Here is a 15,874-nt window from a genome sequence, read left to right on the forward strand (position 1 = left end):
TCAGGACAGCACTTCGCCGACCGCCAGCGCCAGACCGTCATGCCACCATGCGGCGAAACTGAAGACGTTGGGCGCCTTGAGAATCGTGAAGTGGTTGCCCGGCCCGTACCACACCGCCAGATCGCTGACCTGCCGCTGCCAGCCTTCAAGCACCGCCGCCTGTTCGCGCTGATTGCCCCACTCGTCCAGCGTCGGGTCATCGACCAGTACCAGCCGCACCGGCCCGGTATAGGCCAGTCGCGGTTGATAGACCGTGCGCAAGGCGCTGGCGAAGGTGCGTACCGGGCCATGCATCGCGTCCGGCGCCGCGCGCTCCGACAACACCCCGGCGCGCACCATGCCGTCGTGCAGCAGACGCAGTTGCGTGGTGTCGTCGGCGTTGGCGAAGGTCGCAGGATCGATGCCCAGCGATTTGCCACAGGACAACTGCAGGGTGTCAATCAGCCGTTGCAGCGCGGCAGTGGCCGTGTACGGCTTGCCCGCCGTGCCGTCACCGCCCGGTGCCTCGCTGTCGATCAAGGTCAGCGAAGCCACCTCGCGCCCGGCCGCCTGCAACTGCACCGCCATGGCATGCGCGACCCAGCCGCCGAACGAATGGCCGATCAGGTGCAGCGGCCCCTGCGGGTGGATCTGCTCGATGGCTTGCAGGTAGAACGCGGCAGCGGCTTCGACCGCACTGTGCGGCACACTGACGCCGTCCAGCCCGCGCGGTTGCAGGCCGATGATCGGCCATTCCGGGCCGATCGCCTCGGTCAGGTGAATGAACCCGGTGACACTGTCACCCGCCCCCGGCACGCAGAAAATCGGCGCATACCCCGGCTGCCCGGTCTGAATCGTCAGCAGCGGTTGATACAGCGTCGGTTCCGGCGTCACCAGGGTTTCCAGCGCCTGGGTAATGGCCTGGCCAAGCGCTTGGATGTGCGGGTGCTTCATCATGGTCCGGTGATCACCGGGGATGTCGATGCAGCGCAGCAAGCCAATGTCGAAGCGCTCTTCCCAGCCGCGCGTCGGGCTCGGCAATGACTGGCCGTCCATCAACTCTTGGGCACGGAACAAGTGGATCGGCTGGCTCGCGGGGCTGACCCGGTAATGCGCCAGCGCCAGACGATGCGCCGCTTCGCGATCAAAGTAATGCCAGGCGTCCGCCGCGCTGACCGTGGCCAGTTCCGGATCGGTCAGCTGCTGCGCCTGACAGCGCTTGAACAGCTCGGGGAAATCCAGTTGTTCGACTTGTGCTTCCAGCACTTGCACCGCCGCCAGCGCCGCCTCGCTTTCGGCACCCAGCATCAGCGAACGCCCTCGGCAATGGCCAAGTAACTGGCGCTTGTCGAGGCCCTCGCCGCTCCACATTGCCTTGTCCTGGGCGAGCGGGTTTGGCGCATAGCTGTCGAGCATGCCGATGAATTCCACCGGCTCATCGAGGCCGAGCAATTGCTGCGCGACCTCATGCGCCAGCACCCCGCCGAACGACCAGCCCGCCAGCCGATACGGCCCGTGAGGCTGTACCGCGCGGATGATCCCGACCATTCGCTGCGCCATGCACTCAAGCGTGCGCAATTGCGGTTGACCGAGCGTCACGCCAGGCAGGCCGTAAATCGGAAACTCGCCACCGATGTGCTGGGCCACCGTCGGGAAGTACACGTCCCTGCCGCTGAATTCATGCAGCAGGAACAGCGGCGTACCGTGCGCCCCGGCACGCACCACGACCAGCCCGTCAGGCTGACTGAGCGCCTCGCCCTGACTGAGCAGCGCGGCGGCAGACTCAATGCTCGGATGCTGGAACAGCTCGGCCAGCGACAGTGGCAGCCCGGCCCGTTGCAGCAGATTGACCAGCTTCACCGCCAGCAACGAATGCCCGCCGAGTTCGAAGAAGTTGTCGTGACGTCCGACCTGTTCGACGCCAAGCACCTCGCCCCAGATCTGCGCCAGCGCGGTTTCGACTTCACCCTGTGGCGCCACGTATGGGCGGTTGATCACCGCGTCTGCACCCGGTTCCGGCAAGGCTTTGCGATCAATCTTGTCGTTTGGCGTCAGTGGCAAAGCGTCGAGCAGCACAAACGCGCCCGGCACCATGTACTCCGGCAAACGCTCCAGCACATGGCTGCGCAAGGTATCCAACGATGGCGCGTCGATGCCGGCGCGCAAGCTGTACCAGGCCACCAGACGCTCATCGCGCACCATCACCACCGCTTGGCGAACCGCCGGATGTTCGATCAGCCGCGCCTCGATTTCCCCCGGCTCCAGACGCAAGCCACGCAGCTTGATCTGGAAGTCATTGCGGCCGAGGAATTCCAGTTCCCCATGATTGTTGTAGCGCGCCAGATCGCCAGTGCGGTAAAGGCGATCCCCCAGCACAAACGGGCTGTCGATGAAGCGCTCGGCCTGCATCTCCGGCAGTCCGTGATAACCACGCGCCACGCCGACGCCGCCAATGTGCAACTCGCCGCTGACGCCTTGCGGCACCGGTTGACCGTACGCATCGAGCACGTACAAACGCGTGTTGCTCAGAGCCTTGCCGATCGGCACCACGTTGTCCGGCACCGGCATGTCCGGCTCCAGCGTCCAGCCGGTGCTGTCCACCGTGGTTTCAGTCGGGCCGTAAACGTTATGCAAACGCACCCACGGCAGCCGATCACGCACTTGACGGGCCAGCGCTGCGCTGAGTTCACCACCCCCATTGAGCACATCGGTGAGGCTGGTGCACTGCTCGACACCGTCCTGTTCGATGAACTGCTGCAACAGCGCCGGAACGAACTTGACCACCGTCACCTGCTGCTCACGAATGGTCTGCACCACATACGCCGAATCGCGGTTGCCGTCCGGCCGTGCCAATACCAATCGCATCCCCGAACACAGCGGCCAGAAGATCTCCCACACCGAGCTGTCGAAGCTGAACGGCGCCTTTTGCAGCAGCGCACCGTGTTCGGTCGGCGGCGAAATCTGCGAACCCCAATGCACCATGTTGCAGGCGCTGCGGTGTTCGATCATCACGCCTTTCGGCAGACCGGTAGAACCCGAGGTGTAGATCATGTAAGCGAGGTTCGAGGCGCTGAGACCAGGCACCTGCAAATCATGGTCCGGCAGGTGCTGCCAGGTACTGCGGTCAAGGTCGATCACCGTGGCGGCCGCGTCATCGAACAACCCGCGAGTCGCCGTTTGCACCAGCACCGCGGTCGGCGCGCTGTCCTTGAGCATGTACGCCAGGCGCTCCGCCGGGTAGCTCGGGTCCAGCGGCACATAGGCCCCACCGGCCTTGAGAATGCCGAGCAGACCGACCACCAGATCCAGCCCACGCTCGACGCAGATCGCCACCCGCGCATCCGGCTGCACACCGAGTTCGCGCAAGTGCTGCGCGAGGCGGTTGGCGCGCTGATTGAGCTCGCGGTAGGTCAGGTTTCCCTGCTCGGATTGCAACGCGACAGCGTCCGGTTTGCGCCGCACTTGTGCTTCGAACAAGCCGTGCAACGGTTGCTCCAGCGGGCAGTCGACCTCGCTGGCATTGAAGTCGACCAGCAAGCGCTGCACCTCCTGCGGTGCCAGCAACGGCACTTGCGCCAGCACGGCCTGGTCATCGTTGATCAGCGCGGCCAGCAGCAGCTGGAAATAGCCGACGAAACGCTGCACCGTCGCCTCATCGAACAACACCGTGGCGTAGCGCAACGAACCGCGAATGCCGTCGTGGGAATCGCCGAGGCTCAGCGACAGATCGAATTTCACAAAGTGGCTGTCGCCGGCCACCCCTTCCAGGGTCAGGTCGCCGAGGGTCAGGCTTGGGCCGTCGTTGTTGTCCCAACTGAGCATGGTCTGGAACAACGCGCTGTGCGACAGACTGCGGACAGGCTTGCTGATATCCACCACTTGCTCGAACGGCAGATCCTGATGCGCCTGAGCGTTCAGGGTTTGCGCCTTGACCCGCGCCAGCAGCGTCTCGCCGCTCGGTTCGCCCGAGGTGTCGATGCGCAGCGCCAGGGTGTTGACGAACATGCCGATCAGGCCTTCGATCTCAGCCCGGGTGCGGTTGGCCACCGGCGAGCCGATCACCACGTCGCTCTGCCCGGACAAGCGACTGAGCAACATCGCCCAGGCGCTTATGATCACCATGTACGGCGTCACCGCGCGACGCTGACACAAGGCTTTCAAACCGGCGCTCAAGTGTTGATCGAGCAGCATGTCGACGCGGCTGCCGGAATAGTCCTGCTGTGGCGGACGCGGACGGTCGGTGGGCAGGGTCAGCAGGGCTGGCGCGCCGGCCAGGGTCTGCTGCCAGTAATCGCTCTGGCGCTGCAGCACCTCGCCACTGAGCCAGCGCCGTTGCCACACGGCGTAGTCGGTGTATTGCAGCGCCAGCGGCGGCAGCGGATCGTCCTCGCCACGGCTGAAGGCCTGATACAACGCCGCCAGCTCGCGGGTCAGCACGCCCATCGACCAGCCATCGGCGATGATGTGGTGCAACGTCAGCAACAGCACATGATGATCATCAGCCAGACGCACCAGACGTCCGCGCAGCAGCGCATCGTGCTGCAGATTGAACGAGGCGCAGGCCTGTTCCTCGATCAGGCCACGCAAGGCATTGTCAGCCTGTGGGTGCTGACGCAGGTCTTCTACCGCCAGCAACAGACCGCTCTCGGCCGGCAGAATAAGCACCTGCGGCTGATCGTCGATCTGGCTGAAGCGGCTGCGCAGGGTTTCGTGACGCGCGACGATGCGTGCCAGTGCCCGTTGCAGCGCGTCTTCATCCAGCCGACCGCGCAGGCGCAGACCGACCGGGATGTTGTAGGCGCTGTGGCCGCCGTCCATCTGCGCCAGGAACCACAGACGTTGCTGGGCGAAGGACAGCGGCAATAGCTGATCACGCGCCGCCGGCAGAATCTCCGGCAAGGTGCTGCGCCCTGCCCGGCTCAGCACCTCGGCGACAGCGGCCAGCTCGGGGTTGGCGAACAGCTCGGCGAGTGTCAGCTCGACGCCCATCTGCTGGCGTACTTGCGACAGCATGCGCATCGCCAGCAACGAGTGCCCGCCCAGTTCGAAGAAGTTGTCGTGACGACCGACCTGTTCGAGCTGCAGCAAACCGGCCCAGATCCGCGCCAGATGTTCCTCCAGCGCCGAGATCGGCGCGACATACACCCGGCTGAGCAGCGCAGCCTGGGTCGGCGCCGGCAGAACCTTGCGGTCGACCTTGCCGTTGTTGTTCAACGGCAGTACATCCAGTTGTACCCAGGCGGTCGGCACCATGTATTCCGGCAGTCGCGCCAGCAACTGCGCGTGTAGATCGGCGCTGTCCAGGCGCCCGGCGTGGGCGGTGTAGTACGCCACCAGACGCGTGATGTCCTGACCATCGCGGCGCGCCAGCACCACCGCTTCCTTGATCCCCTGGCAGTTGAGCAGGCGGTTTTCGATTTCGCCCAGTTCGATACGGAAACCGCGAATCTTCACTTGATCGTCATTGCGTCCGATGCAGTCGAGCTGCCCCGGTGCCAGCCAGCGCGCGAGGTCACCCGTGCGATACAGCAGCGCGCCCGGCTGCTCGCTGAACGGATCACGCAGAAACTTCTCGGCGGTCAGATCGGCGCGGTTCAGGTAACCCAGCGCCACGCCCTGCCCGCCGATGTACAACTCGCCGGTCACGCCCATCGGCACCGGTTGCTGATGCGCGTCGAGCACATACACCTGGGTGTTGGAGATCGGCGCGCCAATCGGCACGCTCTCGGCGTTTTCCGCCACTTCATACACTTCAAACGTCGTGGCGTAAGTGGTGGTTTCGGTCGGGCCGTAGCAATGCACGATGCGCAGCGCCGGCGCCTCGGCCAGCAGTCGACGGAACGCCGCCGGATCGCCACGCTCACCACCACACAACAGAATGCGCAAGCCTTTCAGCGCCTGCGGAATCAGCTGCACATACTGGTTGAACAGCGCCGTGGTGACGAACAGCACGGTCGCCCCGGAGGCGCTCAATTCATGGCCGAACGCACTCGGATCGAGCAAGGTCTGGTGATCGATCACCACCACACGCCCGCCGTTGAGCAGCGGCCCCCAGATGTCCATGGTGCTGGCGTCGAACGCTGGGTTGGAGGCGAATACCACGCGGTCCTGCGGGTTGAAATCGGCATAACCGTTATTCAGCACCAGGCGGCCGATAGCGCGGTGCGGCACCATCACGCCTTTCGGCGTGCCGGTGGAGCCGGAGGTGTACATGATGTACGCCAGCGACTCCGAGGACTGCGCCAAGTTCGGGTTGTGCGTCGGTTGGCCGCTGAGGGTCAAGCGGTCGAGGTCGATGCGTGGCGCGGCGTAGTCGATGACTTCACGGCTGAGGGTCAGCAACGCCGCCGCGTGACAGTCTTCGACCATGAACGCCTGCCGCTCGCTCGGCGCGTTGATGTCCAGCGGCACATAGGCCGCCGCGCACTTGGCAATCGCCAGTTGCGCCACCAGCAGTTCCAGCGAACGCGGCAACAGGATCGCCACGTGGTCGCCCGGCTGCACGCCCTGGCTGATCAAATGATGCGCCAGACGGTTGGCCTGAGCGTTCAGTTCAAAGTAGCTCAGCGAATGCTCGCCATGCACCGCCGCCACCGCCTTGGGATGCGCCGCTGCCTGCTGCTGGAAAATCCCGTGCACGGTCAGGGTTTGCGGGTAATCGCATGCAGTGGCGTTGAAGTCGTAGAGCAAGCGCTGACGCTCAGACTCGGCGAGCAATTGCACCCGCTCCAGGACTGTCTGCTCATCGTTGACCATCGCCGCCAGCAGGCGCTGCAAGTAGCCGACATAACGCTCGACGGTCGCTTGATCGAACAACGCCGTGGCGTATTCCAGCGATCCGCGAATCACCCCGTTGACCTCACCCAGGGTCAGGGTCAGGTCGAACTTGGCCACCCGGCCCGGTGCGGCCACACCTTCGAGGCGCAGATCGCCCAGCGCCAGGTTCGGCCCTACGTTGCTGTCCCAGCTCAGCGTGCTCTGGAACAACGGGCTGTGCGCCAAACTGCGCGCCGGCCGGGCGATTTCCACCACTTGCTCGAACGGCAGATCCTGATGCGCCTGCGCCTCCAGCGTGCGCGCCTTGACCCGCGCCAACAGCGTGGCCACGCTCGGCTCGCCCGAGGTGTCGATGCGCAGGGCCAGGGTGTTGACGAACATGCCGATCAGGCCTTCGATCTCGGCCCGGGTGCGGTTGGCCACCGGCGAGCCGATCACCACGTCGGACTGCCCGGACAGACGACTCAGCAACAGCGACCAGGCACTCATCAGGGTCATGAACAGGGTCACGCCGTGCCGCTGACTCAGGGCTTTGAGGCCGGCACTCAGACGCTCATCCAGGCGTACTTCGACGCTGCTGCCGGCAAAATCCTGCTGCGCCGGACGCGGACGATCGGTGGGCAAGGTCAGTAAGGCCGGCGCGCCGTCGAGGGTCTGCTGCCAGTAATCGCTCTGCCGCTGCAGCACTTCACCGCTGAGCCAGCGCCGCTGCCACACGGCGTAGTCGCCGTATTGCAGGGTCAACGGCGGCAATGGATCCGGCTGGCCGTGACTGAAGGCTCGGTACAGCGCCATCAGCTCACGGGTCAGCACGCCCATCGACCAACCGTCGGCGACGATGTGATGCACGGTCAGCAACAGCACATGATGATCGTCAGCCAGACGCAGCAGGCGACCGCGAATCAGCGGATCGTGCTGCAGATCGAAGACAGTCGCGGCTTCCTGCGCGAGCAGTGCCTGCACCGTGGCCTCGGCCTGTGGATCCTGGCGCAGGTCTTCCACCTGCAACAGCAGGCCGTTATCGACCGGTGCAATCGTCACCAGCGCCTGATCGTCGACGCTGACAAAACGGCTGCGCAGGGTTTCGTGTCGCGCAACGATCTGCGTCAGCGCGCGCTGCAAGGCTTCGACATCGAGTCGCCCGCGCAGGCGCAGGCCAAGTGGAATGTTGTACGCCGAGTTGCCGCCGTCCATTTGCGCGAGGAACCACAGGCGTTGCTGGGCGAAGGACAGCGTGCCGTCACGCGGCACCGCTACGATCTGCGGTTGGCTACTGACCTGCGCTACGCAAAGGCATTTGGCGACCGCCGCCAGTTCAGGGTTGGCGAACAGATCAGCCAGCACCAGCTCCAGTCCCAGTTGCTGACGCACCTGCGCGACCATGCGCATGGCCAGCAGCGAGTGGCCGCCGAGTTCGAAAAAGTGATCATGCCGGCCGACCCGTTCGACCTGCAGCACCTCGGCCCAGATCTGCGCCAGCGCGGTTTCCAGCTCACCTTGCGGCTCGATGTATTCGCGGGTGAATAGCGCAGTCAGGTCAGGTTTCGGCAATGCCTTGCGATCAACCTTGCCATTGGCGGTCAGGGGTAACGCGTCGAGCCGGACAAACGCCGCCGGCACCATGTACTCAGGCAATTGCGTGAGCAGGTGCGCGCGCAGATCAGCGACGCTCAACGATGCGCCCTGCTCGGTGTAATACGCCACCAACCGTGGCTGACCGGGTTCGTCCTCACGGGCCAGCAATACCGCCTCCTGGACGCCGGGGAGCTGATTGAGCCGGGTTTCGATCTCGCCCAACTCGATACGCACGCCGCGGATTTTCACCTGATCGTCGTTGCGCCCGAGGTACTCGAGCGTGCCGTCCTCGCGCCAGCGCGCAAGGTCACCGGTGCGGTACATACGTGCATTCGGCACGCTGCTGAACGGATCGCGCAGAAAGCGTTCGGCGGTCATCTGCGGACGGTTCAGGTAACCACGGGCCACGCCGGCACCACCGACATACAACTCGCCGATCACCCCCAGCGGTACCGGGCGTTGCCGTGCGTCGAGCAGATACACCGTGGCATTGCTCACCGGTTTACCGATGTGCAAGATGTCGCCCGCCTCGATCAGGCCAGAGGTGGCGACCACCGTCGCCTCGGTCGGGCCATAGTTGTTGATGACCCGGAACGGCTGGTTGCGGTTGAACTGACGCAGTCGATCGCCGCCGATCAACAGGGTTTTCAGGGTTGGATGCGCCGGCTCCTGACTGAAGGCGTATTCGGCCACCGGGGTCGGCAGGAAGCTCACGTCCAGCGGCTGCGCCCGCCACCAGGCGAGCAACGCGTCGATGTCTTCGTTGCCGTCATGGTTTGGCGCCAAATGCACGGTCGCACCCACGCAAAGCGCCGGCCAGACTTCCCAGGCCATGGCGTCGAAACCGAACCCGGCCAGGCTTGAGGTATGGCTGCCGGCGTGCAGATCAAAGGCCGCGCAGTGCCAGTCCACGAGGTTGCTCAGCGTCTGGTGCTCGACCATCACGCCTTTCGGCAGACCGGTGGAGCCGGAAGTGTAGATCACGTAAGCCAGATGCTGCGGGGTCAGGGCCGGCAGCGACGGGTTGTCGATTGGCTCGTTTGGCCACTGGTGCAGATCAAGGTCGATCAGCGGCACCGACAATGCCGGCAGGCGTTCACGCAGATCGCTTTGGCTCAGCACCACGGCGGGCGCACTGTCTTGCAGCAGATAGCTCAGGCGCTCCGCCGGGTGGGCCGGATCCACCGGCACATAACCGGCGCCGGCCTTGAGAATCGCCACCAGCCCGACCAGCGTATCAAGGCCGCGTCGGGCGACGATGGCCACGCGGTCGTCAGGCTGTACGCCCGATGCGAGCAGATGATGCGCCAGGCTGTTGGCCTGGCGGTTCAACTCGGCATAGCTCAGCGAAGCATCGGCAAACACCGCCGCCAGCGCCTGCGGTCGCTCAAGCGCTTGCTGCTCGAAACGCTGGGCAATCGTCAACCCCTGCGGGTAATCGGCGCGGGTCGTGTTGAAGCTGTGCAACAACTGCTCGCGCTCCGCGTCCGGCAGGATCGACAGCCGCTCGAAACCTTGATGCGGCGCTTGTTCCAGCGCATCAGCCAAGCTGTGCAAGGCGCATTGCAGATAGTTGCAGATGAGCTGTGCATCGATACCGACACCGGCCAGTGCGGTCAGGCTGAAGTCTTCGCCAAGATCGTCGACGCTGAGGGTCAGGCGATAGTTGCTGTGTTCCTCGGCCTCAAGCAATTGCATGCCTTGCCAAGCCGTTTGGGCCTCGGCAGAACCGCCACCCGCCGTGGCCCCGTGGCGATAATTGAACAACGTGCTGAACAATGGCGTGGTCGGAGCCATCGCGCTGCAGTGCTGGATGCGCGCCAGTTGCGCGTGTTCGTGTTGCAGCAACTGGCTCAACCGTTGATGCGTCGCCAGTGCCGCACCCTTGACGCTGTGCGCGCGCAGATCGACGCGCAGCGGCAAGGTGTTGATGAACACCCCGAGCGCCCGTTCGGCGCCCTCGCCGCCCTGCAAGCGACCGAGCAATACCGTACCGAAAACCACGTCATCTCGACCGGACAACTGCCCCAGCACCTGCGCCCACGCCAGGTGCATCAGGCTCGCCGCGCTGACACCCAGACGCCGCGCCTGACTGCGCAATTTGCGGCTCAAGGTCGCGTCGAGGGTCAACCGTGCCTGCTCGCCCCCCCCTTCCTGCGCCGGGTTTTGCCCGTAAGGCAGAGTAGGCTCATCGACGTCACCCAGCATGTCGCGGAAGAAATCTTCGTGCTGCTGGTCACTCAAGCCGGACAGGGTGTGCGCCACATAATTGCGATACGGCACCGGCTCGGCCAGACGTTGCGGCTGGCCGCTGAGGAACGCCTGCATTTCGTGTTGCAGCACCTCCAGCGCCACGTGGTCCATCACCAGGTGATGGAACAGCAACAACGCCACCACCCGCTGATTGGCGGCGTCCCACGCGTGCACCACGCGCATCAGCGGCGCCTGATTGACGGCCATGCGGTACTGCGCGGCGTCGAAGCGGCGGCGCAATTGCTCAAGTACATCGCCGTCCGCGCCATTCAGTTCCAGCGCTTCGCACGCCAGCGGCGCCTTACGCCAGACCACTTGCACCGGGTCTTGCAGCCCGTCCCAGAACAGCGAAGTGCGCAGGATGTCGTGGCGCTGGATCACGTTCTGCAAGGCATGGGTGAAAGCGTCAAGGCGTTGCTCATCGGCAAACGCGAACTGCGCCTGCAACACGTACGGATCGCCCTGTGCGGCGGACAAATGGTGGAACAGGATGCCGGTCTGCAACGGCGCCAGCGGATAAATATCCTGCACGTTGGCCACACCGCCGGGGATGCTGGCGACGATGCGGTCGATGCTCGGCTGGTCGAGCGCCACCAGTGGCAACAACTCGGGAGTGATGCGCGTGCAGTCCGCCGGGATGAGGTTGGCCGGGACTTCGGCGTCCGGTTCACCGCCCACGGCAGCGGCCAGCGCGGCGAGGGTCGGCTGGTTGAACAGCACGCGAATGTCGGCGTTCAGGCCGGCACGGCGCATCCGCGCCACCAGATTCACCGCCAGCAGCGAGTGACCACCGAGTTCGAAGAAATGATCGTGGCGCCCTACCCGATCAACCTTGAGCAGTTCAGCCCAAAGCTGCGCGAGCGCGATTTCCACTTCGCCGATCGGCGCTTCGTATTCACGGGCGGTCTGCGCCGCCAGATCCGGGGCCGGCAGCGCCTTGCGGTCAAGTTTGCCGTTAGGGCTGAGCGGCAATGCATCGAGATGCACGAACATTGCAGGCACCATGTAGTCCGGCAGGTGCTCCAGCAAATGGCTGCGCAGCGTTTCGACTTCCAGCGGTGCGCCGGTGTAGTACGCGACCAGACGCTTGTCGCCCGGAACGTCTTCGCGGGCCAGTACGGCGGCTTCCTGCACGCCATCGATCTGGGTCAGGCGTGCCTGGATTTCACCGAGTTCGATGCGCAGGCCACGGATCTTCACCTGATCATCGTTACGGCCGAGGTATTCAATGTTGCCGTCCGGTAGATAACGCGCGACGTCGCCGGTGCGGTACATCCGCCCATTACTCTGGAACGGATCGGTGAGGAAGCGTTCGGCGTTCATTTGCGGACGGTTCAAATAACCGCGCGCCACCTGCACGCCACCGATGTACAGCTCGCCGACCACACCGTGCGGCACCGGTTGTTGCTGGGCATCAAGGATGTACATGCGGGTGTTGGCGATCGGTTTGCCGATCGGTGTGTTGTCCGGAGTGTTTTCCAACGGCCCGGCGCAGTTCCACGCCGTCACGTCCACCGCGGCCTCGGTCGGGCCGTAGAGGTTGTGCAGTTCGCTGCCCGGCAGTTGCTGTTTGAAACGTCGCACCACGCTGCCCGGCAACGCTTCGCCGCTGCACATGACTTGCCGCAGGCTGCTGCAACGTGCGCTGTCACCGTGGGCGAGGAATACGTCGAGCATCGACGGTACGAAGTGCAGCGTGGTGATGTGTTCGCCTTCAATCACTTCACTGAGGTACTGCGGATCCTTGTGTCCCTCGGGCCGAGCCATGACCAATCGGGCGCCGGTCATCAGCGGCCAGAAGAACTCCCAGACCGAGACGTCGAAGCTGAACGGGGTCTTCTGCAACACCGTGTCGCTGGCGGTGAGTTGATAGGCGTCCTGCATCCACAGCAGGCGGTTGACTACCCCGCTGTGTTCGTTGATCACGCCTTTCGGTTGGCCAGTGGAACCGGAGGTGTAGATCACGTAAGCGGTGTGCTGCGGGGCCAGTTCGGTTATCGCAAGATTGTCTGTCGGCAGCGCTTGCCAATGCGGCTGATCCAGGTCGATCACCGGCACGCCAACGTCACCGAGCAACGAGCGCGTGGTTCCCTGCACCAACACAGCCAACGGGGCGCTGTCCTCGAGCATGTAAGCCAGACGCTCCAGCGGATACGCCGGATCCAGCGGCACATAACCGCCGCCGGCCTTGAGGATCGCCAGCAGCCCGACCACCATGTCCAGGCCGCGCTCGACGCAGATCGCCACCCGTGAGTCCGGCCCTACGCCCAATTCGCGCAGGTGCCGTGCCAGTTGATTGGCCCGGGCGTTGAGTTCGGCATATGTCAGTTGCTGTTCGTCAGCGACCACCGCTGGCGCCTGCGACGAGCGCACCACTTGCGCTTCGAACAGACCATGAATGGTCTGCTCAAGGTTGTACTCGACCTGCGTGTCATTGAACTCAACCAGCAAGCGCTGCTGTTCTTCCTGCGCCAGCAGCGGCGCGTGTTCCAGCACTGCCTGATCGTTGGTGACCATCGCCTGCAACAGGCGCTGGAAGTAGCCGACGAAGCGCTCGACCGTGCTCTGGTCGAACAATGCTGTGGCGTATTCCAGCGATCCGCGAATGATGCCGTTGGACTCACTGAGGCTCAACGACAGGTCGAACTTGGCGAAGTGGCTCGGCTCGGCCACGCCTTCCAGCGTCAGTTCGCCGAGGGCCAGCGCCGGGCTTTCGAGGCCATCCCAACTGAGCAAGGTCTGGAACAACGGGCTGTGCGCCAGGCTGCGCACGGGCCGGGTGATTTCCACCACTTGCTCGAACGGCAGATCCTGATGCGCCTGCGCTTGCAGGGTTTGCGCCTTGACCCGCGCCAGCAGTGCTTCGACGCTCAGCTCGCCCGAGGTGTCGATGCGCAGCGCCAGGGTGTTGACGAACATGCCGATCAGGCCTTCGATTTCGGCGCGGGTGCGGTTGGCCACCGGCGAACCGATCACCACTTCAGCCTGCCCGGACAAGCGGCTGAGCAGCATCGCCCAGGCACTCATCAGCGTCATGTACAGGGTCACGCCGTGGCGCTGGCCCAAGGCTTTGAGCCCGGCGCTAAGACGCTCGTCGAGCACGACGGCGACGCTGCTGCCGGCATAGTCCTGCTGCGCCGGGCGCGGCCGATCGGTCGGCAGCATCAACAGCGCCGGGGCGCCAGCGAAGGTCTGTTGCCAGTACTCGCTCTGGCGTTGCAGCACTTCGCCGCTAAGCCAGCGCCGTTGCCACACCGCGTAGTCGGTGTATTGCAGCGCCAGCGGCGGCAGCGGATCCGGCTGGCCATGACTGAACGCCTGATACAGCGCCATCAGTTCGCGGGTCAAAACACCCATCGACCAGCCGTCAGAGATGATGTGGTGCAGGGTCAGCAACAGCACATGGTGATCGTCGGCCAGGCGTACCAGTCGCCCGCGAATCAACGGATCGTCCTGCAAGTCGAACGGCCCGGAGGCTTCGCCCTGAATCAGCGCCTGCAGGGTTTCCTCGGGTTGCGGGTGCTGACGCAGGTCCTCGACCCGCAGCAGCAGACCGGTATCCACCGGGGCAATCAGCACTTGCGCTTCGTCGTTGAATTGCGCAAAGCGACTGCGCAGGGTTTCGTGCCGGGCGACGATCCGCGCCAGTGCGCGTTGCAGCGCCGCGTCGTCGAGACGGCCACGCAGCCGCAGGGCCACGGGAATGTTGTAGGCGGTATTAGCGCCTTCCATTTGCGCGAGGAACCACAAGCGTTGCTGGGCGAACGACAGCGGCAACGCGCCGTCACGCGGGACCGGCACGATCTGTGGTTGCGCACAGCGTCCGGCCTCGCTCAGCACTGACGCGACCGCCGCCAGCTCGGCGTTGGCGAACAGATCGCTCAGCGCCAGCTCGACACCTAGGCGCTGGCGCACTTGCGAGACCATGCGCATCGCCAGCAACGAATGCCCGCCGAGTTCGAAAAAGTGATCCTGACGCCCGACCCGTTCAACCTGCAGCACGTCGGCCCAGATCTGTGCCAGCGCGTTTTCCACCTCGCCTTCGGGCGCTGCGTACTCGCGAGTGAACAGCGCCGCCAGATCCGGCGCTGGCAAGGCCTTGCGGTCGACTTTGCCGTTGGCGGTCAGCGGCAGCGCGGCGAGTTTGACGAACGCGGTCGGCACCATGTACTCCGGCAACCGGCTGAGCAGTTGCGCGCGCAACTCGCCCACCGGCAGCGCTTCGACCTGCGGCTGTTCGGTGAAGTAGGCCACCAGGCGCGGCTGGCCGGGTTGATCTTCGCGGGCCAGCAGCACCGCTTCCTGAATCCCCGGCAACTGGTTGAGGCAGGTTTCGATCTCGCCCAGCTCGATGCGCACGCCACGGATTTTCACCTGATCGTCGTTGCGCCCGAGGTACTCGATGTTGCCGTCCTCGCGCCAGCGTGCAAGGTCGCCGGTGCGGTACATCCGCGCATTCGGCAAGGGGCTGAACGGGTCACGCAGAAAGCGTTCGGCAGTCATGTCCGGGCGATTCAGGTAGCCACGGGCGACCCCGGCACCGCCAACGTACAACTCGCCCGCCACGCCAAGCGGCACCGGGCGCTGCTGTTCGTCGAGCAGGTAAACCGTGGCATTGCTCAGCGGTTTACCGATGTGCAGCGCGTCGCCGCTTGCTACCCGCCCTGAGGTCGCGACCACTGTGGTCTCGGTCGGGCCGTAGTTGTTGATCACGTCGAAATGCTGGTTGCGATTGAACTGCCGCAAGCGGTCGCCGCCGATCAGCAGCGTGCGCAGGGTCGGGTGTTCGAGGTTCTGGCTGAAGGCGTATTCGGCCACCGGGGTCGGCAGGAAGCTTACGTCCAGCGGCTGCGCGCACCACCACGCGAGCAAGGCATCGATGTCTTCGCCGCCCTCGTGAGTCGGCGCCAGATGCAGGGTCGCGCCCGCACACAACGCCGGCCAGACCTCCCAGGCCATCGCATCGAAACCAAAGCCGGCGAGGCTTGAGGTGTGGCGCCCGGCGCAGAGGTCGAACGCCGTGCAGTGCCAGTCGACCAGATTGCTCAAGGTGTGATGCTCGACCATCACGCCTTTGGGCAAACCAGTGGAGCCGGAGGTGTAGATCACGTAGGCCAGGTTCGCGGAGCTCAGGCCCGGTACCTGCGGGTTTTGCGTAACCGTCAGCGGCCAGTTGCAGTGATCGAGGTCGAGCACCGGCACGTTTAGCGCCGGCAGTCGCTCGCGCAGATGACTTTGGGTCAGTACGGCGACTGGCGCGCTGTCGTCGAGCAGGTAGTTCAATCGCTCG

1 protein-coding gene (cut by a window edge) is annotated in these 15,874 nt (G+C 64.7%); it reads right to left on the reverse strand.

Going from position 1 to position 15,874, the window contains the following annotated elements; translation table 11 throughout:
• Positions 1-15,874: the 3' portion of a non-ribosomal peptide synthase/polyketide synthase gene (locus VLA07_RS17785; RefSeq protein WP_333990033.1), read on the reverse strand. 1,949 nt of this gene lie beyond the right edge of the window; only the last 15,874 of its 17,823 coding nucleotides appear in the window; its start codon lies beyond the right edge, outside the window; the stop codon is at positions 1-3.

This window comes from Pseudomonas sp. S3(2024), assembly GCF_036861315.1.
In the GTDB taxonomy this organism is placed as follows: domain Bacteria; phylum Pseudomonadota; class Gammaproteobacteria; order Pseudomonadales; family Pseudomonadaceae; genus Aquipseudomonas; species Aquipseudomonas putida_A.